This window comes from Streptomyces sp. T12 (assembly GCF_028736035.1).
Classification (GTDB): Bacteria; Actinomycetota; Actinomycetes; order Streptomycetales; family Streptomycetaceae; genus Streptomyces.
Genome location: NZ_CP117866.1, coordinates 10,453,339 through 10,479,717, shown reverse-complemented (window position 1 = coordinate 10,479,717; position 26,379 = coordinate 10,453,339). Strand labels below are relative to the sequence as shown.

The following is a 26,379-nucleotide window of genomic DNA, read 5'->3' as shown; positions in this document are numbered from 1 at the left end:
GCCGCCGAGACCCCGGTGTCGGGGCCGGTGGAGGTGCCGGAGGAACTGCGGCGGTTCGCCCAGCGGCTGGCGGAGATGACGCTCCGCAAGTCTCACGCCCTCTGGGACAGCGCCGTCTTCGTCACCCGGAGGTCCAACCCGTTCGATCTGGAGGTCGACGAACCCCTGAACTCCGTGGCTGGGCACCGCCTGATCAGTCCGATGCTGCTCAAACGCGATCCCGAGCAGTACTGGCACACCATGCGGGTGGCGCAGGAGATCCACCTGCACGGCGGTCCCGGCCGGGGGGACTACGAAGGCATGAAGCTGGCCGAGAGGCTGGCGAAGGGCCGGCGCGAGGGCGGTACGGCGGAGGGTCTCCTGGGCACAGGGGGCCGACGGACCTCGCAGGCGCCGGCCGGGGCATCGGCCGAACGGAGCGGGGTCGGTCACCCGTCGCAGCAGCTGGAGTTTCCGGCGGCGGATCCGGTGCGGCCCGAGCAGTGGCGGCACCGCCGGGCCGACGCGGTCGGCAGCGAGCTGCGGACCGAGCGCTTCGACCCCGAGCGGGGACGGCCGGCCGGCGACGGCACGCTGCCCGGCAGCAGCACCCTCATCCGGGCCTGGGTGCGCCGGATCCAGGCCGAGGACGGCCGCTGGGTGCGGAACCTGAGCCTGCATCTGCCGGTGCGGTTCGGCGACGGCTTCCACCAGGACATGCTCAGGGACTTCGAGGCCCGCTGGCGGCAGGCGCTGGACGGCCACTTCAACACCGGCCTGCGGCTTCCCCGCTCGGGCGACCAGCTCCACATCGACCTCGACCTGAGCCATGTCCCGGACCACCCCGAGGCGATCGAGCTCAGCCTGTCGCCCGAGCCCGGCCGCTCCGACCAGCTGCACCTGCGGATGCACAGCGAGGCTCCCGAGCTCGGCCCCGCCGAACTGGTGCGGCGGCAGCAGCTCAACGACCTGCTGGGCCTGCACGAGTTCGGTCACTTCACCGGTCTGCCGGACACCTACTACGCCGCGGACTCGGTCTTCCGCAACAGCGCCGGGAAGTCCAGCGGCAGCGGCATCATGGCCGACGTCATCGAGGCACCCTCCCCGGGCGTTCCGGCGGAGTACCTGGCAGCCATCGAGAACGCCGCGGACTCCGGCCCGGTCGTCCGCGACCACCCGCTGACGGGGTCGACCGCGGCGCGGACGACGGCGCCGAATGCCCGCCGGACCCCGGTGGACCCCGCGGAGCACGAGCGGTTCGGGCAGTTCCGCGACGAACTGAAGAGCATGGTGGTCAGGCCCCACCCTGATCCCGAGCGACTGCGGCAGAGCATCGGCACGTTCCTGGACGGTGTCGCTCCGCAGCACCGGGCGGACTGGGTCCGCGAGGTCCGGCAGCTGATCGACACCCTTCCGGACACCCAGTACGCCGACGAGTCGGTCAACATCGCGCACCGGGCTCTGAACCCCTTCGACGCCGATCGGCGCGCCATGGCCGTGCCCGGCGCCGAGTACGTGAGCGCGAGCCGCGTCAGAGGCACCAGGGGAGGCGGTTTCATCAACCGCGACATCCCCGAGGTCGTCGTCATCGACCGTGAACCGTATGTGCCCGTCTATTCGGCCGTGTTCGGCGACGCACTGGGCGTCGACAAACCGCGGTTCAAGGACGTCGGTCAGGACGGGAACGGCGTCGTCCAGATCCACACCGGAGCCGACGACCACAGCGAAAGGGTTCTCTGGGTCAGCGTCGGCCAGCCCCTGCGTCAGATCAAATGGATCGACAAGTACCAGGCCGACAACGCGGCCGAGCCGATGATCCGGTCCTTCCTGGTGCCGCTGCGCGTCGCCAACGAGATCTCGCGTGGCGCGGTCACCGAGCACCAGTCCGGGCTCTCCGAGTACCGGCACGGCGAGGCCCCGGAGGACCTCAACGTCGACAAGCATTTCGCGTCCAACCAGTTCGGCATCAGGAATCCTCGCTCCCTCGAACAGCTCCGCCGGACGGCCCTGCCCAACTCGCTGCGCACCTACACGGACGGAGAGACGGACGGCCGACCAGATTCCTGGGGCGATGTCCGGCCCATCAGCGAACTCCGCGGCAAGCTCGGCGTCCCGAACGAGGGCATGCCCGAGTACCCCGTCTTCACCGAGGGCAACGGCTTCGTCAGTCCCGCCAGGTACGAGGGCATGGCGAGGACGCTCCGGGAAATCGTCGCGGCCCACCACAACAACCCCAGGCTGCGCGACCCCGGCGACAAGTACCTGTCGAGGAAGCAGGTGGAGGCGTACTTCGACAGGCACGCTCCCGAGCACCTCAAGAACGGCATCAACGACCATGCCGGCAAGCGGTCGGCCATCGATGTGTTCGTCCGCGACTATGTGAGCCCCTGGGCCGCCCAGGCGCGCATCTCGCAGGCGCTCTACGACGAGTACGAGAAGTTCCTCAGCAGCAACCCGTCGGAGAAGCCGGTGGACTACAGCCTCAGCGAGGCGCAGCCCACCGTGCGCGGTCAGCGCAGGACCGCCGACCGGCAACTGGGCCATATCCACCGTGCGCACATGGATGAGCGGTTCGCGATCCGCTCCGGCTTCGACGCCCTCCATGAGCACCTCATCGGCGCGTTGCAGGAGCTGCGGGGGGACGTGCCGCGCGAGCTGCGCCGGGCGCTCGGCGAACTGCGCAAGAGGCGCGGGGAGATACTCGACGACTACCAGTTCAAGATCGGCGACAGCACCACCCTCCCGGCCCGAAACGACGAATACCGCGGCTTCGCCACCGACATGCACGGCCGGATCACCCAGGCGCTGGGCGCACGACAGCCGGGTGCGGAGCTGGCGCGGGTCCTCGACCAGCTCGACCGGATCCGGTCGCCCCTGACGCGGGAGACCGGTGCCCTCGATCCCGTCTCCAGCCGCTCGGAGCTGGCAGACCGCCCCGTCGCGTCCGCACCGGTCGCACAGGCCTCCGGGCCCGCGACCGCCGGGACCGACGCACGTCAAGCGGTACCGGCCACGGCGGCACCCGACGCGCCGACGATCACGCGCGGTGCCGTTTCTCGACTGGAACCCGTCGCCGAGCACGAGGACATCGCGCTGCCCGGCACCGACCACGTCATCCGGGTCGACGCGGAGTCGGGACGGCTGCTGTCCACGGTGTCCGGCATCGACCTGCGGGTCGAGCAGACGGCGGACGGCGGGCTGGTGGTGCACGCCGACGGCCTGGCCGACGGCCCGGTGACCTGGCACTACGACGCCGACCGGGTGCTGGAGTCGATGGAACGGCCGCTGACCACGTACCGGGGCAATGCGCTCGCCGGTCAGCGCGTACGGCTCCGGTTCGCACCGGACGGCGCCCTGCGCGCGGCCCGGCTCCTACCGCAGGGCGACGCCGTGGCGGGGTCGCACGCCGAGGTGGTGCCCGGTGGCTTCCGGGTGACCGATCCGGACACCGAGGTGGCGTACCACTTCGACCGCGCGGCCCGGCAGATACGGACCCCGCAGCCGGTCACCCGGCACATCCGCTTCGAGGGCGGCTCGCACCAACTGTCCGCCGACGCCCGGCGAGCCGTCGACGCACTGGCCGCGATCACGGCGCAGGAGGGTGTGGCGGCCTTCGAGCGGGGACGAGCGCTGCCCGTCGTGTCCATCAGCGGTCACGGCAACGGCACCGCGCTCGGACGGCCCCACTACGGTCGGGCCATCCGGCGGGGCGAGCAGCGCGCGGAGGCGGTGGCCGCGGCCTTCGCCGAGCGCCTGCGCGAGCACCTGCGGGCGGCGGGAGCACCGCCCGAGCTGCACGCCGCCGACTTCCCCGTCGTCGTCACGTCACGCGGCCGCGAGTACCCGCTCGGCACGAGCCCCGCCGACGGCCCGGCCGCCCTCCGCCGTGCGGTCATCAGCATCAGCCACCCGAGCCCGACGCTGGCCGACCTCCTCGCGACCTCGCCCCGGCGGGAGGCGGCACAGCCGGGTACGGCCGAGGAGGTACGCGACTCCGGGCACCCTTCCGCCGCCGCTGAGCAGGTCCGGGCCGCGGAAGAGCCGAGCGCGACCGAGGCGACGCGTACATCGGGGGACGTACGCGATGCGGAGGACGTGCGTACCGAGGGCGATACGACGGCGGAGCCCCTCGCACCGGGCGGGGTCGGTGCCCGCAAGCGCGCCCGCACGGACGAGGACCTCGCCCCGGACGACATCCGCCGGCCCAAACGAACCCACACCACGGAGGAAATCCCGGACCGCGAGCCCGAGGAGAGGGCGACGCCGCAGCCGGCGGCCGGCACGGCGGAGACCGTCGCCCCGGTCGAAGCCCCTGCGCGCAAGCGCGGCCGCACGGACGAAGACCTCGCCCCGGACGCCATCCACCGGCCCAAACGAACCCGCACCACGGAGCAAGTCACAGACCGCGAGCCCGCGGAGACCGACACGGCGCGGCAGGCGCCCGCGTCCGAGGAGGCGCTCGCCCCCACACCCGCGGTCGCCTCCACCTCGGCGAACCGCCCGGCCGACCCGCAGGAAGCCGCGCAAGACGCGCCCGCCGCCGAAGTGCCGTGGTACGTGGAGCGGGGCGCTTTGGGTGAGGTGACCGTCCATGACGCCCAGGCGTTCGACGAGGACACGGCGCGGCAGTGGGCGGAGCGGATCACCTATGAGGTGACGCGGCCCGGGGACAGTACCGAGCTGATCGACGGCATCCACGACGCGATACGCAAGCTGCTGGCCAGCGAGGGCGCGCACTCCGCCACCCCCGCCGCCGTCTGGGACCGGGCGCTGCAGCAGGGCCTGCTGGTGGCGGCCGGGGATCAACTGGTGTGGGTGCGGCCGGTGTTGAAGCAGCTCACGCCCGCACCGGCTGATCCCGGGGCGGATACGGCGGTGCGCGAGTACAAGGTGTCGTTCGCCGGGCAGTCGGCGACGACCAAGACCGCGGTCGAACGGCCGCACGGCGCCGACGTCGTCCCGCTCACGGCCCTGTCGCTCGCCCAGGGCGCCGGCTCCCTGCTGCCCGCGATCCCGCTGGTCGGCGGCCAGTGGAGCCGCCAGCAGGCCACGGAACTCGAACGCAGCGTGGTGGCGGGCCGCAAGGTCTTCGTGCGGGACATGCTCCGGTTCCTGGCCGGCGGGGCGCATCTGCGCGTCTACGTGGACGGCGAGCGGCGCCCGTACCTCTCCGGGGACGAGTCGCTGGTCGTGCCGGCCGCGGTGACGGTGGACCTGCCCTCGGACTTCACCCGGCCGGGCGGGCCGCGCCCGGAGACGGCGGACGAGCCCACCCGGCAGGGCACCGGTGTGTCCCACCCGCACCACGCCCGCGAGGTGCTCAACGCCATCGACCTGGAGCCGGTGGCGGCCCGGCTGCAACGCAACCTGCGCTCCGCGGGGTTGCCCGCCGAGGCGGTGCGGCAGATCGCGGAGACGGTGCTGTCCCGCCTCAACGAGAAGTCGGCCCGCAACCGCAGCAGGTACCTGCTCGGCAACGGCGTACTGACCAGCCGGGTGGACGTCCGCGCGGGCGGGGCCCGGTTCCGTGGCCGCTTCAGCATCCGGGCGCGGATCCACGACCTGCAGTACCTCGGTGACGCCCCCGGGGTCGCGGTGCGCGAGGACTCCGGTATCGGCATCACCACCGCCCGTTCGCGGATGGACAAGGGGCGGTTGTCGCTCGGCGTGGCCAGCGGCGGCGGGACCAAGGGCGAGGTCCGTTTCATGCCCTCCGCCGCGCTGACGTACGACCGAAGCCGCGACGCCGGGCACGGTCTGGCCGAGGTGGCGATGAGCCACACCGTCCTGAACGCGACCAGCGAGCAGGCCCGTTACCGGGCAGGGCTGCGGGTGACGGTGGAGGCGGAGGTCGAGTCCGGCAGCCGCCGCATCGCCCCCGTGGAGCACGTCGTCGACGCGGAGCTCGGCGTCCCCGGCCGGGAGGCCGCCGACTTCGAGCAGCGGCTGCTGGGCGAGGACGCACCGCCGCTGCGAACGCAGGCGCCCGCCCTGGACGGTCCCGTCGACGCGCAGCCGAACGTGGTGCGGCTGCTGGTCCTGGCCGCGGACCACGGTGTCGGGCTGCCGGAGTCCGCGTATCAGAGGCCGGCCAGGCTGGACACCTGGCGGGACAACGCGCCGCCGCCGCATCCGCGCGAGCCGCTCGCACTGGCGTCCCGGCTCGGTCAGGGCTTCGGCATGGCCATCGCCCTGCCCGGCTCGGAGCTGGTGCTCCCCCAGGTCCGCACCGCCCTGGCGACGCTGCACCGGCAGCTGACGGGCGGCCGTTCGCCCGACTGGTCGAAGGCGCAGGACGAACTGGTCGCGTGGTTCGACCGCCCGGCGTTGGAGGGCGACCTGCCGCGGCTGCTGGCGGGCGTGACGCACGACATCACCCTGGGCGGCCGTACGTACACCGTGTCGGTGGGAGCGCGGCTGCTGGAGCGGATCCACGGCCGGACCGACGTGGACGCCTACCCGATGATCGTCAACGCCCGGGCACTGGAGAGCGCCGCGACGACGGGCAGCCGGGCGACCTCCTGGAGCGTCGACTTCCAGCTGGGCGGCCGGGTGTCCGTGCAGCTGAAGAAGACCCTTCGCCTGCAACTGGGCAACTTCGGCTTCTCGATCGGCGGTGGGTCCAGCCGGAGCAGCCAGTTCGCCGGTGGCGCCAAGTCGTACCGGCGTACGGAGACCGTCGGCTCCGTCGACGAGCACCACTACAACGTCGTCTACGAGCTGTCGGTGCGCTCGGCCGGCCACTCGCCGCAGCGGTGGTGGATCGACCGGCCCGGCGACGTGGTGGCGCGGATCGTCGTGCCGCACCAGCACGTCCCGGCCCAGCCGGTCACCGCGGACACCGTGCGCGCGGTCGGTCAGGTACGAGAGCTGGACGCGTTGCCGCAGCCGACGACCGGCTTCCGCCCCGGCAACGTCGCCGGCGTCTTCCCGGCCTTCCTCACCCCCCGCGACCTGCCGCTCGCCGCGGCACGGCTGTTCCAGCGGGCCGACGGGCTGCCCGAGAGCTGGCTGGAGGACTGGGGGAACTGGCCCGCGGAGCTGCACCGGACCTTCTCGTCCACGGAACTGGCGGCCCACCTCGCGGACCTGGTCGGACCGAGCGGCCTGCGGGTCGACCTGCCCAGCACCGCCGGCGGCTGGCACCACATGCTCCGCGTCCGGATGGTCGTCGCCGAGCCCAGGCACCTCACCGCCCATGCCGAGCAGGGCGATGACGTGGAGATCGAGCAGTACTCGCAGGGGCAGGCACAGCACGAGAGCGGCAGCGGACAGGAGCGCTCGGTCGGCCTGAACGCCGGTGCCGGCCTGCGTCTCGAGGCCGGTGACAAGGAAGCGACGTGGGGGCACGCCAAGGTCACGACCACCGCCAAGGCGGGCTGGGAGTGGGGGCGCGGCAGTGAGCGGAGCACGAGCGCGGGCCCGGTGGGCATCACCCGTGCCACCTACGGCGGTACCACCCACACCTACCGCGCGGACCCGGTGTTCGAGCTCACCGTGTTCCGGTGGAAGAGCCCCGGCCTGGTAGACCGGGTGACCGGCGCCGGCCGCCACATGTCCAGCACGACGCAGGTCGTCCACGTCGCGGACGGAATGGAGTTCCTGGTACCCGAGCGGCGGATCGCGGATCTGGGCCTGCCGGAGCCGGCGGACCTGACCGTGGGAGCGCCGCAGGAGCCTACGGGCCACGTGGACCCCGTACTCCTGCCGGGAGTGGCCCACGCCGAGGTGCTGCGTGCCGACGGTGTGCTGGACCTGATGAAGGGGTGGCTCGGCGAGCAGGGCCTGATACGGGACCGCGGCGACGGGTACCGCCCGAACCTGCTGTTGCGCGAACTGGAGAAGTCCTTCTCCTCCGAGGCCCTGCTCAGCCAGTACGCGTTGCTGACGGGTGGCGGCGTGTCGCGCTGGCTCGCCGTCCCGTCCGCCTTCGGCGCCCGCTACTTGTGGGTGCACGCCACCGCCGAGGCGGGACGGCCACGGGAACAGCTCGACCGGCCGGACGTACGGCTGACGCTGCGCAACCAGGCGGTGCGGGCCACCGGCACGTCGACGTCGACGTCCTTCGGCTGGCAGGCCGCCTTCGTGGGGCGTGCCCTGTTCGGCGAGGGGATCCATGTCGGCCCGGAGATCGAGGCCGGCTACCACCGGGCGACCGAGGTCGGCCACGAGAAGTCCGAGAAGGAGATGGAGATCTACCGGGCGCAGACCCGGGAGGGCTCCGTCGAGTTCGCCCACGAGCTGACGTTCCACGTACGGATGGGTCTCGCGCACGAGCTGCCCGACGTACTGCGCGCTCCCCTCGGCCTGGTGCGCGGCACCGCGCTGACGGTGGCCGGCTGGACCGGGCACCACCAGGACGCTTCCGCGTGGTGGCAGGCACAGCAGACGTTCGTCAAGAGCTTCCCGGAGCCGGAGAACGCCGATGCCGGTGCCGGCACCGTGTCCGGCGAGGTGCGCCTGCTGGTCCCGGGCCACCTGGTCACCCCCGGCGAGCTGCCGCCCGCGCCGGCCCGCGCCCATGGCACCGACCCGGAGTGGGTGCCGGCCGTCGGCGATCAGCAGCCGTCCGCCAGTACGACGCCCACGCCCCTGCTGGACCGGCTGCTGGAGGACGGCCACCCGTGGGCGCTGCCCGCGCACGCGGCGGTGCACCAGTGGGCGGCGCTGGCCGCGGCCCCCTCGCGGGTGCAGCGCGAGAACCTGGCGGGCCTGGCCCCGGCGACCTGGAACGTCCCCGGGCCGCAGATCGCGGCCGGCGCGGTGTACGCCCATTACACGGGCGAGAACATGCTGCGGGCGAGCTTCGAGAAGCTGCTGAAGCACGAGTACGTGATGCGGGTGGGCAAGCACGGCGTCACCGTCGGCATGGACGTGCGAGGCGTCGCGCGCATCGGCCCGGTCGACCCCGCCGTCTTCAAGGCCCGTCACTACGTGCAGAGTCACGAGGCGGAGAAGGATCCCGTCAAGGAGTCCTCCGGGTGGTTCTTCGGGGCCGGTCTGGAAGGCGGCAAGGACCCGGAGGAGGGCCCCCGGTTCATCAACCGTGCCCCGTACACCTACGGATGGAACCGCAGCCAGGAGGCTTCGGGTGAGGCCGAGGACGTCGACGAGACCAACCGGGAGCGGGCGAAGCAGCCGTATCACTACTACAAGGCCACGGTCGGCCTGGTCCTGACCGGACGCGACGGACAGCTGCGGGTGACCGTCCCCGACGGCCTGTACCTCATGCTCCCGTCGGACGCGGACCTGAGTGAGTGGCTGACGCCGACCGAACAGCCGGACGCCGGGCGGGAGTTGGTGACCGATGTGCCGTCCGAGGAAGCGGTCGAGGTCGTACTGCCGCCGCACGAGGAAACGGCGCACGAGGAAACGGCTGAAGCGGACTTCGACCGGGCCGGCGAGACCCTCGACGCGGCCGAACGACTGGTCGTGGACACGCGGTCGGGCGGGGCCGACGTGGATTCCGGTGATCAGGACAGGGCGCTCGAACAGCGGGATGCCGTCTACGACCAACTGCTCCAGGACGCGGCCGACGCGGCGCGGAAGTGGCTCGACACGCCCGAGGAGTCGCGGGGGACGGATGTCGACGGCGTCACCGTCTCCGCGCTGGAGGGCGGCGGCGTCGCCGCGGTGCATGCGGGGCTGCGCACCACGTTCGACCTGGTCGACGGCAGGCTCGAATGGACGTCGCGCGAGTTCCGGCTGGTGGACGCGCCGCCGGAGATGGCCGCCCTGAAGGTCGTCGTGCAACGGGAGTTGGACGAGGACGGCGAGGAATCACTGCGCAACGACCTGGCAGGCGAGCCCGGAGAAGGGGCGAACGCCCGGTTCTTCGCCCGAGAGCACCAGGAGAGCGGGCTCCCGGAGGGCTGGCTGGAGATCGTCGACGATGCGTACGGCCACCGCTACACGCTCGACCACACCGCTGTCGTGATGGATCGCCAGATCAGTGTGGAGGGCGGACTGGGCCGTCTTGTCCACGACGCGACGCGCCCCGGCGATACCCCCGAGGTGCGGGACGAGTACGGTTCACCGTCGCAGAACTGGAGCGCGACTCATCTGGACGGCGGCAGGGTGGGCCTGGTGCGTTCCGGTGCACCGGCCGACTCGGCCGAGCGCCTGGAAGTCGACGGGCTCACCGGCGAGCTGCTGAGGGAGACCGTCGCGATCCGCGGCAAACGCGGGACGATCACCGGCTTCTGGGAGATCGACCACCAGCGCGCCTCGGCCGTGCGCCGGGACCGGACGGGGCATCCGGTCACCGAGGACGGCTCCTCGAACGTTTCGGTGGTCACGGACCGGGAGGGCGGCCTCAGGCTGCTGGGCGGACCGGACCAGGCCCTCCTCTTCGAACGCGCTCCGCTGGGAGACGTCGCGACGACAGGCCGCGGACTGCCTGTCGGCCCCGGATCGTTCGGCTTCCCGCTCGGTCTCCCGGACGGCGACCGGATGGTGCGGATCGACGCGCCCCTGGGCGAGCCGGAGGCGCTGCGCCTGGTGGACCAGGACAGCGGTGAGCGGATCGACCTGCCGGTGACGATCCGACGGGAGCTCAGCGTGACCGTCGAAATCGCCGTGCCCGGATCGCGGAGTGACGCGACGGCGCTGTACACATTCCAGCCGAACGGCAAGCCGGTCCGGGAGAGCCTGCCGCTGGCGGGCATCGGGGACACTGGCGAGATCGGCGATCTGCGGCTCGTCGTGGGCAGCACCTCATCGAACCGGCCCGAACTGGACGGCTCCCCCGCCGCGCTGGAGCGGTTCACCGTCGGGCCGGTGCCCGCGGACATGGAAGGTGACGCGGAGGCCGCTGTCACCGTCTCCGACTCCCGCACGGGCATACGCCATCACTACAGCCGCGGTGCCCGGCTGGTGGCGCGCGACATGCCTCTGCGGCTGGGGGCGGCCGACGAGCGCGTGCCGAACGAAGCGGAGCCGCTGTTCGCGAGGCTCGGTGAGAACGGGCAGGTGAGCCTCTTCGGTTCGCAAGGGCCGCTGGACCTGCGGCTGAGCACCGAGACCCTGGACGACGGCCGGATGGCGCTGATCCGCGCGGATCAGTCGGGGCGTGAGGAGGCCCGGCTCACGGTCGACACTCAAAGTCAGCGCGTGCTGGACGAGACCGTCGCGGCGCCGCGCGAGCGCGGCGAACTCCTCGGCTACCGGGCCTGGGAGTTCGACTACCTCTCGGGGACGGCCGTGCGCCTGGGCGAGGACGGAAGCCCTGTCGGCGGTGCACTCGACCACGGCCTGCTGGAGGTCTCCGACGACGGCAGGCTGCGCGTGGTGCGGCCGGGTGCCGACGGTGAGGCACCCGTGGTCCTGTTCGAGCGGCCCGGTACCGGCGACGGTTCTGTCGCCTGGCTGCACTCCGAGCACGTCGGCGCGCAGGCCGGCGACGAGGCGGTCGCGCACGTCCCGCCGAACCGGGCCGACCGGGAGCGACTGGCCTACCAGCGGGAGGCCGAGCGCTTCGAACGCAGGCTGGGCGACTATCTGGTGCGGCACCCCGAAGCGCGGAAGCAGGTCGCGGAGTTCGTCCGTCTGGCCTGGGAGCACGCGGATCCCGCAGAGCGGTTCCAGTTCGCCACCAACCGCCGGACATCGGTCGGTGCCGTGGGCCCGGGTGCGGAACTAGCGGAGCAGGTCGTGCTGCACGGCAATGTCCGTGAGCACATGGGCTTCCTGATGAACGGCAGCTACAACGGCGCCATCCCGCACAGCCTCGGCATCGACTTCGAGGACATCCGGGGCGGGAAGGAAGCCGAGGCGCTTTGGGAGGACAAGAACCCCACGGTGCCCGATCCGGCCCACACCGCGTACCGGGAGACCGTCCCGCTGAGCGAACTGGAAGACGCCTGGTCGAGCGGCGGGACGTCGTGGAAGAGCGGCGCCGAGAAGACCGGCATACGGTTCCTGCCGCTGGGCGAGGACGGCGAGCGGGCGCCGTTCGACGACAAGGTGTTCGGGGAGGGGCTGCACGCGGTGGCCCAGCGCAGCGGTGGACTCATCGCCACCGGGGTCTCCGGTACGACCCAGATCTTCCTGAAGGAGGCCGATGCGGCCAACCGTGTCTGGGGCGCGGACCTGGACCTGCGTTGGATTCGGCTCGCCATCGTCGGCGACATGCTCTCGGCCGGTCACCACACGCTGCACGAGATCCTCATGGGGGCGGACAAGTGGGCGCGCCGAGGGGGTGACCGCGAGCTCGGCTTCCGGTACCAGGACAACTGGGAGCGGTACCGTCACCTGGCCCCGCTGACCGAGCAGGAGCTGCGCGACCACATCACGCCGGACGGTCTCTTCCCGGACGAGTTGGTGCGCGGCCCGGGAGTCGCGGCCTACGACCCGGTGGACGACGCGCGTCAGGCCCTCACCGACCACTTGGGCGCCCGGCGACGCAGCCGCTCGAACCCGGACTTCACGATCACGGCGATGGACGGCGGCGGCCATCAGGTCGTGCACCGGCCCACGGGCCTGGTGACACGGTTCCGTGGTGAGCAGCACGAGGTCGCGTACCACGAGGCCGTCCCGGGCTTCGGATCCAGGGAGTTGCGCGGGCTGAAGGTGGCCGTCGAGCACGTCCGGCAGGAGGACGGCCGGACCGCCACGCGCAACCGCCTCCTCGGCGACGACACGGCGACGGATCGGTTCGAGATCCGTCAGGCCCCCGATGACCTGCGGGAGGGCCGGCAGGCGGAGTTCAGCGTCCTGGAGAAGGACAGCGGCCGGTGGCTGCACTACCTCGCCGACGGCAGGGTGATCGCCAAGGACCTGCCGCTCGGGGACGGGCTCGGGTCTCTGCGGTTCGACATGTTCCGGCCGGGCGAGAAGCCGCAGCTGCTGGACGCGGCGGGCGAGCTGTCGGCGCTGTACCGGGTGGAGGACCTGGGCGGCGAGCGGGTGGCCCTGGTGCCCACCAGGGCCGGCGCCGCGCCGCTGGAGCGGCTCGTGGTCGACGCCGGGACTGGGCGCCACCTGGAGGAGATCGTCTCCGCGCCGGATGCCCAGGGCGAACTCCCCGGCAGCTACTGGAAGTTCGACCACCGCTCCGGAATCGCCCTCCGTGTCGGCGACGACGGCAGGACGGTCGCCTTCACCGGCGGCCGGTTCGACCACGCGCTGTTGGAGACCACCGAGGGCGGCGTGCGGGTGGTGCTCCCGGGGCAGGACGGCGTGGCGCCCCGGGTGCTGTTCGAACGGCTCGGCGCGCGGCAGCCGGAGTCCGTGCAGTCCGAGGCCGGGCACGCGACCGCGACCGCGACTCCGGTCGCGGAACACGAGGACGAATCGCCCCACACGGAGGACGATGCCGAAGAGGCCTACGACCCGGTGGACGACGCGCGCGAGGCGCTCGCCGCCGCCGATCCGGCGACGCGGGTGCGGGTGGTGGAGGAGCCGCTGCGTGACGCCGGACCGCTTGCCGGGTACCGGCTGCGGCGGACCGACACCCCGGCGACCGAGACGTCCCCGGCGTCCTCGCGCCTGGAACTGGTGGACGCTGCGGGCGAGGTCGTGCCGGACCGGACGGTGCTGCCGCGTGAGGGCGGCGGGTTCGTCATCCAGGCCCCTGAGGGCAACCTGTACCTGGACTCCGCCAACCGCTTCGAGTACCGCGAACTGGAGCTGCCGGGCCTCGACCACGTGGTACGGCTGTCGATGCCGACGGGCATCGAGGGTCCGCTTCAGCTCCTCGACCTTCACGGCGACCCCGTCGAAGGCGGACGCATCGCCCGCTTCCCCGACCGCCTCACCGTCACCGTCCCCCTGACGGGCCCGAACCAGGGCACCACTGCCGAGTGGCACTTCGACAACCGAGGCGCACTGGTCCGCCAGATCCTGCCCCAGACCGGCCAGCCGTCCGCCAGCACGGTCACCGGCCGCGGAAAGGCACCGCTGGACGCCGTGGAGACGGCGCAACGGGCGGCAGAACGGGCTGCGGACGAGTCTGCCGACAACCAGGCCGACGACCAACTGCCCGAGTCCGCCACCCAGGCGTCCGTTCCCAACGCCGTCCCCGAGCCCGCGGAGCAGCCCACGGCCGAAGCCGGCCGACCGACGCTGAACGAACTGTTCGCCGCAGCCGACCTGGAGGACGTGCTCGGCCACAGCGACACCCCGCTCGACCCTGCCGAGTTGGTACGCCGGGCGCGGACCGAGCAGCCCAGGATGACCGGTGAGGTCGACGGCTTCGAGTTGCGCACGGCGATCGTCCGGATGGTCGGGCAGGCCGCCGCCGAGCACGGTACGTACGCGCTGATCGACAACGCCTTCTCGGACGAGCAGCTCAAGGCGAACTTCCACCGCGCCCTGGACGGCGGTCACATCGTCGACTTCAGTGGCCGGGCGAAAGGCGGGCCACAGGTGGTCGTGGAGGCCGTGGGCCTCGGCACACCGCACGGCGTGACGCACGGCACCGACGACTTCACCTTCGACCGGACTCAGGCGGTGGAGGACCACAGTTCGTCGGCAACCCGCCAGCCGCCGTCCCTCGAACCGGCGGCGGGCCGCATCCCCATGCCGTGGGTCCAGGTCCACGCAAAGATCGCCGGGATCTTCAACGCGCGGGACTCGAAGCAGTCCGCGAAGACCAAGCGCAGTATGAAGACGAAGGTCGTCGAGACCGGGGTGCCGGTCACGAAGGCCGGGCACGACGTGACGTACCGCGTCTCGGTGCGCAAGCCCGGCCGCTGGCCCTGGAGCAAGGCCAGGGTCCAGGAGGACATCGTCCACGTACCGGTGCAGCTCACCTGGCCCAAGCCGGCCGAGGACACCGCCACGCGGAGCGACGGCCCTCAGGGCATCGAGCGGCTGCACACCGAGGAAGTGGTGCACGCCGAGTTCACTAGCGTCGACTCCGGTGTCGTCCGCGAGGTGGAGAAGGCGCTGGGCCGTGAGTTCGACGTGAACGACCCCGTGGCGCGGGACCTGCGCACCTGGCTGGAGCGGCTGCCCGAGCACGCGAAGGAGCTGTTCCGCGGTGAGCCCGTCCGCAAGTCCTTCCCGTTCAAGGGCCGTTGGGGGCGGACCCAGGTCATGCTGGCCATCGCCAAGGACGTCGTCGTACAGGACCTCCCGGACGCGGAGGGCACCGTCACCCGCACCCATGAGATCAGCGAGGAGAACACCTCGGGGCAGGGCGTGACCCAGCGCTGGGGTGCCGGCGTCACGGTGGGCGTGGGCAACACGACCCACGCGACCGGCACTGTCGGCCCGGTCGTCCTGGGCTACGGACTGACCAAGAACACCACCGACGTCACCGACAAGCGCGAGCGCACCGAGGCGGAGAAGTACAGCGGGCCGGTCCACAAGCGCCGGGCGGAGTTCAGCCTCGTCGTCCGGGTGGGCGGCCCGGACGGCCAGGCGCAGCGGGTCGACGGCGGTGTGGCGACGCTGTGGACGCGCGAGCGCGACGCGGTGGCACCGACGGACGACGCCCAGGACGCGGTGTCCACCGATGATCCGGCCGAGACGGAGGAGTCCGCCACGCCGCGGGCTGCCGTCGAGGAGCCGGCGGGGGTGAGCCGGTTCACGGTGGCGGACCGGCTGGACTCCGTGTACCGGCTCGCGGACGAGACGGTGGAGGACATCGCCGGCCGGGTGCTGCACCGTCTCCACGCGGAGGGTCTGCTGGACGCCGCCCGGCTGGACAGGACGAGGACGAGGCTGCGCGCCTTCCTGCGGGAGCACGCGCGGGAGCTGGCGAACGGCGGGGACGGGGTGCGGTTCCCGTTGAGCGCGTGGTCCAGCGGCGCCCCGGATGTGTTCGTCCGCGGTGTGCTGCGCCCCGCGGACGGCCGATACGTGCCGGGCGGGACGGCGGATGTGACGCTGACCGGTTCCACCTCCGCGAGCCACGCCCAGAGCACCTCGCTCACCAGGCGCAGGGACAGCTCCGTCGGCGTGGCGGCAGCCGGGTACATCGTCGACGACGGCGATGAGACCGAGTACGCCGCGACCGGGCTGGCGTACAAGTCCAACCGGGTCGACACCCACAAGGTGACACAGCGGCTGGGTTCCGAGCGGCCGCTGGGCGGCGGCACGGGCGTCCACCGCTTCGACTTCCCGGTCGACTTCGAGGTCCGGGTGGGCGGCCGCTGGTCGATGCCGGGCGACGTCGAGCGGTGGCGGGACACCGCGGGCGACGGGTCCCCCCGGATTCACGGCCGGGTCGAGGTAGCGGTGCCCGAGCGTGCCGCGGTGCCTCTGGCGGAGCCGTCGCGGGATACGGCCGAAACGTCCGCCCCGGTGTGGCGGGAAGGGAACGCGCCGGAGTCCGACCAGCGCGCGGGACGCCTGCCGGCCGACTACCAGCTGGACTCGCTGAAGCCGGTGCCGGGGCTGCAGAGCACGATGGCCGAGATGCTGGCCGCACCACCCGGAACGAGCTGGCGGGAGTTCTACCGCCGGCCGCTCACGGGCAGCGCCCCGGCCGAGTTCGACCAGCACCAGGGCAAGAACTGGCTGGAGCGGAAGCCGGACGAGATCAGCGAGCGCAACGCCGCGCTGGACGTCCTGGAGAGCTTCACCGGCCCGACGGCCCGGATCGCCGGTTTCGAGCAGGCGGTGGGACTCGCGGACACCGTCCCCCTGAAGAGCCACAACCGGGCGGGACTCGCGGGCAACCGCGAACTGTTCGCGCGCGTGGGCCTGTCGGCCCGGCTCGCTGATCCGCGGATCGTGGCGGTCGACGAGGAGCACCGCTTCGGCGGCACACGCTACGGACAGGCCGAACGAACCACGGACGCCCAGCAGGGGTGGGCCGTCAAGGGCAAGCTCGGCGGCGGCATCCTGACGCCGATCCCCGACGCGCACATCAACGTCGGCGGCGAGATCGGCGGCTCCCTGAGCTATGTCGCGACGCAGGGCACGTCCGCCGGGCGTACGGCGAAGGACGTGTCCGCCGACGAGTGGGTCGCGCGCGGCTACCTGGTGAGCTTCGACGCGACCTACCAGGCGCGCACCACCAAGGACCAGGCCTGGCAGGACCTTGCGAAGCGGCTCCATCGCGACCCGGCCCAGGAACGGTCGTCCTGGGTGCAGGTGCCCGACGCCGTCACCGTGTGGGTGCCGGCCGACGAGATCCACCGAGTCGGCGAACTGACCGAGTCGGACATCGCCAAGCTGGCGGCGCGCGACGCTGAGCGGTACCGCGCGACGGTGGCCGAGGCCGAGGCCGACGTGGACACCGAGACGCGGCAGGATCCGGACACGGCGGTGGAGGAGTCGCCGGTGGCGGAGTCCCCAGTGGCGGAGTCCCCGGCTCAGGAGTCGCCGACGCCGACCGAGACGCCGGACGTGCCGACGGTGCGGGCGCCCGCCAACGTGGGCCGGGGCAGCGGCAGCGTCGACCTGTACCGGCTGGAGGCCGGCGGCGAGCTGGTCCAGCAGATCGCGCGCCGGCTGGACGAGTGGTCCGTGGCGAACGGGCGGCCTACGAGGTTCGACCGGATCAACGAGCGGCTGGTGCACGACGTGCTGGGCCCGGTGCTGTCGGGGCCCACCTCCGGTACGGCGATCGAGCAGATGCTGAACGGCGGGCGGCCGGTGTTCCTGGAGGGCGACACGGCCTTCGGCAAGGTGGAACAGCTGGTGGTGCTGAAGGCAGAGCTGGGCGAGGGGACGTACCACGCCACGCGCTCCCACCACACCTCGCGCGGCGGCCTGGACACGACCGAACGCACGGCCGACACGACCCAGTCCGGCTTGTCCGCTCTGTGGGGCGCGTACGTCGTCGCCAATCCGGGCGCGACGGGCAAGCCGGGCGCGATGTTCATGGCCGGAGTCGGCGGTTCCCACTCCTGGAACACGAAGCACGAGGTGTCGAAGGAGCACACCGACTCGCTCACCGGCTCCGAGTCCGGGGTGAGTGTGCAGTTCCTCCACGATCTGCGGGTGACGATGGAGGTGCATCCGCACGCGAGTCCGGGCACCTACAGCAAGCATCTGCCGGACTGGATGCCCAAGCCCGGCGGCCGCTCGTACGACGGCTCGTGGACCGAGCAGTTCACGCTGCCCGGTGCGGCTCGCTCCACCGTGCCCGCGGAGGAGGTGCTCCCTGCGGACGAGGCGGGTCCCTCGACCGGGGCGCCGGTCCAGGGTTCGCTGTCGCAGTGGCAGCAGGATGCCGGACTGCCGGTGGGCCTGCCCACGAAGACGCTGATACGTCCGTTCGACGCGCCGCAGCTCCACGAAGTGCTGAACGACCTGGCCTTCGAGGGCCGGGACGGGCGGCCGGTGCTGCGCCCGAGCGCGGGCTTCAAGCTGCTGTCGCAGACGGGTTCCGAGCTGCTGCGGTCGAGGCTGCCGGAGGCGCTCTCCGAGCGGGGCCAGGTGATCGACGTCGCCGGGGACGCTCTGGCACAGGTGACGGTCAAGGCCGACGTGGTGGATCGGGAGGTCGTCCGGGTGATCCAGGGCGGCTCCCTGACCAGGACCGCCACCGACACCTCGAAGGCCGAGACGACCTGGACGAGCGCGGGTGAGCTGGGCCCGGAGTGGATCGCCGACTTCCGCCAGCCGACGATCCAGGTCGAGGACCAGACCGCGGCCAACCGGCCCAACGTGCTGCTCGCCGATCCGTACAGCACCTGGCTGACGTACGGGGAACCGAAGTCCGTCGCAGCGGAGACGACCCCCGAGGTCCCGAAGCAGGCGGAGGAAGCCGAAGCAGGCCCCCACTACCTGGTGCGGCTGACTCCGAAGTGGACGGTCACGCCCGCCTACCGCGAAAAGAAGATCCCTACGCGAAGCCGTCCCGCCCTCGCGGAGTGGCAGACGCCGCTCACCACCGAGCCGGACGAGCCCATCCTGGTGGTGGTCGACCAGGAGGGACTGGCCCGACTGGGCCTGCGCGAGCCCGGTGACGACGACATCCGGACGTCACTGCCCACGGTGCCCGAGGAGTTCGAGGAGCCTGCGGAGCACGAGAGCGACCTTGCGGAGCAGCCGCCGCGACCTGCCGCGGATCCGGTGGCACGGGTGGTGGAGGAGCCGCTGCGCGACGCCGGGCCGCTTGCCGGGTACCGGCTGCGGCGGACCGACACCCCGGCGACCGAGACGTCCCCGGCGTCCTCGCGCCTGGAGCTGGTGGATACCGCCGGTGAGGTCGTGCCCGACCGGACGGTGTCGCCGCGTGAGGACGGCGGGTTCGTCATCCAGGGCCCCGAGGGCAACCTGTACCTGGACTCCGCCAACCGCTTCGAGTACCGCGAACTGGAGCTGCCGGGCCTCGACCACGTGGTACGGCTGCGGCAACCGGCCGGTATCGAAGGCCCACTTCAGCTCCTGGACCGCCAGGGCGACCCGGTCGAGGGCGCACGCATCGCCCGCTTCCCGGACCGACTCACCGTCACCGTCCCGCTGACAGGCCCGAACGAGGGCACCACCGCCGAGTGGCACTTCGACAACCGAGGCGCACTGGTCCGCCAGATCCTGCCCCAGACCGGCCAGCCGTCCGCCAGCACGGTCACCGGCCGCGGAAAGGCACCGCTGGATACCGCGGAGACGGCGGACGTATCGGACGTGGCGGAGACACCGTCGGCCGACGCCCCGGCGGAGCCGGAGGAGCTGGACGAGGAGCCCGAGCAGACGGCAAGTCGTGGCAGGGAGCGGCGGGCGCGATGGCAGCCGGGACTGCCGACCGTCCCCGAACAGCTGCCCGCGACTCCCCAGTTCCGGCTGCTGGTGCCGTCGCCGGAGGTGATCGCCCGGTACGAGCTGCTGGGACTGCCGACGGTTCCGGAGGTCGTGGACGCGGGCGGGAAGGCGGTGCCGGGCTGGACGGTGACGTCGCGTGCGGACGGCGGGTACACCGCGTCCGACGCGGCGGACGGGACCCGCTGGCAGTTCGGTGCGGACCGGGTGCCGCAGGCGCTGGACGTGCGGTTGGCGGGGACGGAGGACTTCGTGCGGTTCGCCGCCGGTGCCGACGGTCCCGAGCTGTCCGTGGTGGGCACGGAGGGCACGAGCCAGTACGAGATCGGCGAGGTCCGCGACGCGGCGGGAGTGCTGACCGAGGTATGGGTCAGCACTCCCGGAGACGACCTGGGGTGGCGTTTCGACGGAACCGGCGTACCCCGCGACGTCGAGGTGCCGCTGACCGGCGCGGGGCTGCCCGACCACCTGGCGGGTGCGCTGATCCGCAAGCTCCGGGTCCCGGTCTCCGAGACCGCGCCGTCGGGCTGGGTCGCCGAACTCGTCGCCGACGACCCGTGGGTCGTGGCGTCCCACGGCCTGGAGACGACCTCGGACGCGTACGTCCTCATCGACCGGGTGACCGACGAGGCGCTCCGCTTCGACGCGGACGGGGTCCTGGTACCGGTCCCCGCGCACCGTGAGGCGCCTTGGCGGACGTTGCTGCACCGGCTGAACGAGGGGCTGTTCTCGAAGCGTCCGCCCCGGGTGGAGCCACAGAACCACTTGGGCACCATCGGCCTGGAGTACGACCCCGAGCTGGCCCGGATCTTCGACGAGACGCTGCCCAAGGCGCGGCAGACGGGCACACGCGATGCGACGCCTCCGTTGCTGACGTCGTTGATCGCCGGCGATGCCACGGACTTCCTGCGGCGTGCCGGACTCGACCCGGTGGCTGACCGGGAGGAGCTCGCCGAGCTGCGGGCATCGGTCCATGAGGCGCTGTGGACGGACGCCCGGCGCGCCCTGGACGAGGCCGGGCCTGTCACGGACGCGGCCGGGCGTTCCGTGAACGGATTCACGGTGCTGCCCGCCCACCCGAACGGACTGCGCCCGGTGGTCCACGAGGCCACGGGGCTGGAGACCACGTTCGCGCGCTCAGGCCAAGTGGTTTCGCACCAGGTCTACTTGCACGAGGTCACCGAGGAGCTGGTGGGACGGCGGATGCTGGTCACCCACGGCCCTGGCGGGGAGTTCGTGTTCGAGTGGGCGGACGTGCCCGAGGGCGCGGAGCACCTCACCGTGGGCTGGGCGGGCGACGAGAACGAGGCGAGCGCAGGCGACCCTCTCCGTCAGTTCCTCATCGGGAACGGGCGTACCGGAGCGACGTACTTCTTCAGCGCGGACGGCACGCAGACCGAGGCTGTCGGCGAGCCGGAGGACTCGTCGCCACGGGCGGCGTCCGAGATCACCGTAGAGCCACCCGAGAACGAGCAGTCCCGAATACCGGCCTACGCCGCCGACACCCACGACACCGCACAACCGCACGAGCAGCAGCCGGACACCCCCACGGCCCCTCTCGAGCCGCAGCCGCAAGCTCAGCCGGAGCCGGAAGCTCAGCCCCCGCACGCCGAAGCCCCCTGGTACATGGGCCAGGACGACATGGACGCGCACGGTGAGCTGAACGTCATCGCCGTCGATCCCTGGGACGAGGCGCTGATCCGGCAGTGGGCCAACAACATCGCCTACGCGGTGCGCAGCGACGGCGACAGTGCCGAGCTGGCGACGGGCATCCGCGAAGGCCTGCGCACCCTGCTCCGGGACGGGACCGTACCCGAGGCGTTGTCGGCCGGCCGGGACACCGCCGGCACGTCCGCCGCGGACAGGGACAAGGACAACGCCAAGGACAAGGAGCGGCGGCTGGACTTCTGGGAGGCGGCCCTCCAGCGCGGGCTGCGGCTCACGGCGGGCGGTCGTGTGGTGTGGCTGCGGCCGGTGCTGCGCGATGTCGTGCCGTTGCCGGCGAACACGCCCGCTGTCGAGCAGTACGTCCTCAACTGGAACAAGTCGGCCACCACGCACAAGTCGGCGTGGGAGCACGGCTGGGGCGGCGGGACGTCCGTGCTGACGGCGATCTCCACGGGCGCGAAGGTCGCGTCGTCGGTCACACCGGCGCCGGTACTCGCCTTGGAGGCACACCGCACCGGCGAGACGCAGACCAACCGCACGGTGGCCTTCGACCGGAAGGTCTTCATGCAGCAGAGCACGCCCTTCGGCGCGGGCCTGAAGCTGCGGATCTTCGTCGACGGCGAGGAGCGTCACCATGACGTGGTCACGCCCGCCCGCCTCACCGTGCAGCTCCCCAAATCGCTGACCGTGCCGGGTGCTCTGCGGCACGTCGCCCACGAACCGTCGCGCGACGGCGAACCCTCGGACACCGGGTACCAGCGGGCCCGGACCATCATCAACGCGATCGATCTGATCCCGTCCGCCGCCGAGTTCGAGCGCCGGCTGCACTCGGCGGGGCTGTCCGCCGATGTCGTACGAGCCCTGATGGACCGGACTCTCACCCAGTTGAACGAGCGGTCCGCCATCAACCAGAGCAAGAACCTGCTGACCAACGGGCTGGTGACGGGGCAGGTGTCCGGCTCCCTGGGCATCGGCAGCTCCTTCAAGGGTCATGTGGCGATCCACGCGACGGTCGAGGGCCTGCGCTATCTGGGCGACACGAGCAAGGTCCCCGTACGTGAGGACTCCGCGAACACGCTGGCCGTGCACCGGAAGGAAGGCGCACGCACCGGCTTCTCGCTGGGCGCGCGGGTCACCGCGGGGCCGGCGGAGTTCTTCTCGCTCACCGGCGGGATCAACCGGGCCACCGGTCACGGCCTGGCCCTGGCGACCGACACCCACACCATCGTCCAGACCACCGAGGACCATGCGCGCTACCGCGCCTCGCTGAACGTCACCATCGAGGTGCGTTCCACCACCCACCGGATCGAGCCGGTCACCCTGACCGTGCCGGCCGAACTCGCCGTCCCCAGCCATGAGGCCGCCGACTTCGAGCACCGCGTGCTCGGTCCGGACGCCACGCTGCTACGGCAGCCGCAACCGGAGCCGGACGGGCCGGTGGAGGCCCACCCGTACGTGCGGGCACTGCTCGCCGAGGCCGCCGAGCTGGGCGTAGGCCTGCCGGAGACGGCGTTCCGGCGCCCGGAGCGGCTGGACGCGGAGCTGCCCGAGCCGCACTCGCGCGAGCCGCTGGCCCTGGCGGCGCGCAAGGGCCCGGGCTTCGGCGTCCTCTTCGGGCTGCCCGGCGCCGAACTGGTCCACGACCAGATCCGGACCGTCATCGAGCTGACGCACCAGCAGCTGAGCGGTCGCCGACCGAAGTTGACGCTCCACCCGCCCTTCGTCGAGCTGCGCCGCCCCCGGGTGAACTGGGCGGGTGCGGACGCGGACCTGCTCACCGCGTTCGGGCGGGCGTCCCTGGAGACCGACCTGGCGCAGCTGATGTCGGGCATCGAGCACTCGGTGCGGCTGGGCGGCCGGACGTACCACGTGTCGATGGCGGCCCGGCTGCTGGAGCGCGTCGGCGGCATCACCGGTGACGAGGCGCGGCGGATGTCGCTCAACGTCCGCACCAATCAGGGTGCCACCGTCACGGGAGAGCGGAAGAACAGCTGGAGCGTGCGGGGCTTCCTCGGTGCGCGCGGCCGGGTCCAGCTGGCCGAGGTGGTGCGACTGCAGCTCGGGCAGGCGGGTGTGACCGGCGGGATCGGGGGCGGAACCAAGCACGCGTTCTCCGGTGGGGCGGCGTCCGGCCAGCGTGCGGACATGAGCGGCAAGGTCGACGAGCACGTCTACAACGTGATCTACGAGCTGTCCGTGCGCACGGGCGGTCACCCGGAGCGGAGGTGGTGGATCGACAAGCCGGGCCAGGTGGTGGCCCAGGTGGCCATGCCGCACCTGCACGTTCCGGAGGAGAGGATCTCGCGGGAAGCGCTGCGCGAGGCCTACGTGACGCGGCCGATTCCGGCGCTGCCGGCCGTGGACCGGCAGGTGGACTTCGCCGGCCACGGCGCCACCGCCGTGTTCCGGTCGGTGACGGCCCCGCCCGAGGTGGTGCGTGCGGCGGCGGAGATGTACCGGAAGGCCAACGGCCATCCGGACACGTGGCTGGCGGACCCGGCGAACTGGCCCGCGGAGATCAAGGAGCTGTTCTCCCCGAATGAGCTGGTGGCGCGCTTCCCGTCGTTGACCAGCGCTCAGGGACGGCTGACGGAACTGCCCGACGGCCCCGACGGGTGGCACCAGGCTCTGCGGCTGCGGATCGTCGCCGTCGACCCGCACCATGTGCGGGCCCACGACGGCTCCGACTTCAAGCTGTGGCAGAACAGCAGCGCCTCCGCCAAGTACGAGCACGCCGACGACCGCACGCGTGCCCTGGGCCTGGCGGGCCGGCTGGGTCCGGTGGTGCACCTCGGCCACGGTGCGGATGAGGACGAGGAGTCCGCCGCGGCGGGCGGGGAAGAGTCCTCGGGCGAACAGCACCAGGCCCTGACCGCCCAGGTCGGCGGCACCCTCGGCGTCGGGTACCAGTGGGGCTGGGAGACCGGCGACAGCACCGCCGTCGGGCCGGTAGGCATCACGCGCGGCACATACGGCGGCCCCAAGCACACCTACCGGGCCGACGCGGTGTTCCAGATCACTCTCGACCGTTGGCGGGGGCGCCATCTGACCGACGCCGTGACCCGCGGCACCTCCGGCACGACCAGCGACGAGCTGACCCTGGAGGTCAGGCACGGCCTGGACTTCGTGGTCCCCGAGCGCCGGATCTTCGACCTGGGCCTGCCGGTACCGGACGGCGTGGGCCACGTCGAACCGCACCCGCCGACCGACCACTTCGACCCGGCCCTGCTGGCCGGAGGGAGCCACCCGGAGGTCCTCAAGTCCGACGGCGTGCTGGACACGATGAAGCAGTGGCTGACCGAGCAGCGTCTGCTGCGGCCCGGCCCCGACGGCGTCGGCCACCTGCCGAGCCGGCTGCTGAGCGAGATCGAGGCTTCCTATTCGCCCGCGGCTCTGCTCGACCAGTTCACCCTGCTCAACACGACCGGGGTCAAGCGGTGGTGGCCGATTCCGTCGGCCTTCGGTGCCACCCGCTACCTGTGGACCAAGGTCACCGCCGAGACCCTGGAGCCGATGTCGCAGCACGACCGGTCCGAGATGACGATGCTGCTGCGCGGCAAGGCGATCACCGAGAACACGACCAGTACCTCCCGCTCGACCGAGTTCGAGGGCCACGTCGAAGTGCACGGCAGGGTCGGCACCTCGACCACCGGCGGGCTCCAGGTCGTGGGCGGCTGGTCCCGCGAGGCGAGCACGGCACACGAGCAGCACGCACAAGGCGTGGGCGTCTACTGGGGCCAGACCAGCAACCCGTCGGTCGAGTTCCAGCTGCGCCAGCGGTTCGACGTCGAGATGGCCATCACTCAGCAGCTGCCCGAGATCCTCGACGCACCCGTGCGCGCCTACCACGGCGTCACGCTGGCCACTTCGAGCCTGATGGGCCACCGCCGTCACGCGGCGGGACGCGTCCAGCAGCACCCGTCGTTCGTCGCCCGCTTCCCGCGACGGCCCGAGGAGGGCTCCGTCGACGGCTGGGTACGGGTCGTCATCCCCAAGCACACCGTCCAGCCGGGCCCGGCGCCACAGCCGATCGCACCCCCCGCCCAGAACACCGTCGCGCGGTGGGAGTCCGGGGAACGGCCGTCGAACGACGCACTGGTGGACCTGATGGCCGAGCACGGGCATCCCTGGGCGCTCCCCGCCGCCACCGCCGTGAACCGCTGGGCCGTGCTGCCCGCGGCCCCGACCACCTCGCGTCCCGAGCCGACGACGCCGGAGTCCTGGCGGCCGGACGGCAGCACGCTCTTCGGCATGGTGTACGACCACCTCACCAACGAGGTGCACATGCGGCTCAGCCTGGAGCAGCTGCTGCGGCACAAGTACCAAGTGCTGGTCGGCGGCGAGAAGGTGACCGTGGGCATGCGGATCACCCGCGCCACCGCGCTGCCCGGATCCGAAGTGAAGATCCTCTCGCGCCACTTCAACCAGGGCCGGGACACCGAGGAGCACGTCAGCGGCGCGGCCAGTGCGTGGTTCGCCGGCATCGGCCCGGCCGTCGGCGGGGAGGTCGACGGCCACTCGCTGCGGGACTCGCTGCCGCTGCGCTACGAAAGCCATGGCTCCGGGGAACAGGCCGGGGAGTCCGAGGAGATCCTGGAGCGCAACACGGCCTCCACCCGACAGTTCCGCTACTACAAGGCGGACGTCGAACTCGTCCTCTCCGGCCCGCACGGGAACCTGCTCGTCGACGCCCCCGGCGGCCTGTACCTCATGCTCCCCACCGACCTCGAGGACTCCCCCGCCCTGCGGGACATCCTCGTCACCGAGCCGGAGCCCCAGCAGGCGGACAACTCCGACCCTGCCTCCCACGCCGAGCGCCCGGTCGACCCCCTGGTCGAGGCGTTTCTGACCCGCATCAGCGGTGATGCCGCGTCGGACAGCCGCCGACCAGAACCTCCCGTTTCGCCGGCGCCGCCCCCTGAGTCGGCGCCCGAGAAGGAGGCCGACACGGTGGCGCACCAGTCCGACGGCGCGGAGACCGCCGAGGCCAGTGCGGAAAGGTTCCTCACGCTGATCAACGATGACCGACGCGCAGCCGATACCGGCAGCCGTACCGATACCGACGAGGAATGA

1 protein-coding gene (only partly in view) is annotated in these 26,379 nt (G+C 72.1%); it reads left to right on the top strand.

Going from position 1 to position 26,379, the window contains the following annotated elements; genetic code table 11:
- Window positions 1–26,379: the 3' portion of a hypothetical protein gene (locus tag PBV52_RS46875; protein WP_274247873.1), read on the top strand. The gene continues 6,039 nt to the left of window position 1, outside the view; 26,379 of the gene's 32,418 nt are visible here — the last part of the coding sequence; the start codon falls outside the window, past its left edge; the stop codon is at window positions 26,377–26,379.